This window comes from Halomonas sp. IOP_14, from assembly GCF_021021315.1.
Taxonomy (GTDB): Bacteria; Pseudomonadota; Gammaproteobacteria; order Pseudomonadales; family Halomonadaceae; genus Vreelandella; species Vreelandella titanicae.
In genome coordinates, this window is record NZ_JAINWD010000111.1 from 1 (window position 1) to 929 (window position 929).

At 60.3% G+C, this 929-nt stretch carries 1 protein-coding gene; it reads right to left on the reverse strand.

Features of this window, described 5'->3' with window-relative positions; all coding sequences use genetic code 11:
• Positions 1 to 72 precede the first annotated feature (72 nt).
• On the reverse strand, positions 73 to 929 hold an 857-nt coding region (locus K7H09_RS24325; RefSeq protein ID WP_269064098.1), incomplete at its 5' end, for a group II intron maturase-specific domain-containing protein.

The following is a 929-nucleotide window of genomic DNA, read 5'->3' on the forward strand; positions in this document are numbered from 1 at the left end:
ATCGAGTAGGAAGGGGAGTCGCCTCCCCTGTCCTCTCACACCACCGGGCATACGGTTCCGTACCACGGCGGTTCATGCAGAACGTTTAAGCCATCTTACCGTATCCAGTACCGAGATCAGTCCCTGGTCATAAAACCATTTCCTCGGCAGGGCCTGATTCATGTGCGAAGCCCCGGCATTCCACCAGGGGCCTCGACCGTTCCCCGCCGATTTCCAGGCGCGGTGCCCGTCTAGGCCTAGCCCTCGCAGCTTCCGACGCCGAGTCGATGGGCGTTTCCATTGTCGCCAGATCAGGCCGCGTAAGCGCCGCCGTATCCATTGATCCAGTGCTTCCAAGGGGCGTTTCACATCAACAAGATTGAAGTAGTTAGCCCATCCTCGTAGGACTGGCCTCAACCCTTCGATTACCCGTTGGATGTTACGCCCCCTGCCACGTTTCAGGATCTCACGGACACGCTGCATCATGCGTGTCAGGCTTGTCTTGGCGAGCGTCAGTTTCGACTGCTTGTGCCGAGTGAGGCTGTAGCCCAGATATCCGCGTAGCCATGGCCGATCCACCGCACTTTTACGGCGATTGACCGTCAGCCGAAGTGAGCTCTCGAGATACTCACTCAAGCTGCCCATGACCCGCTCGCCTGCTCGTCGGCTCCGTACATAGATTTGTACATCGTCGGCGTAGCGGCAGAAGCGGTGGCCTCGGCGTTCCAACGCCTTGTCCATGTCGTCCAGCAGGATGTTCGCCAGTAGCGGGCTGAGGGGCCCGCCTTGGGGTGTCCCCCGCCGCCTCGGCGTGGGCAAGCCATGCTGGAACATACCCGCCTCCAGATAGCGACGGATCAGACGCAGTACACGCTTGTCGTCAACGCGCCGCGCGACCCGTGCCATCAGCAGGTCGTGATTCACTCGGTCGAAGAAGGCTTCCAGGTCAA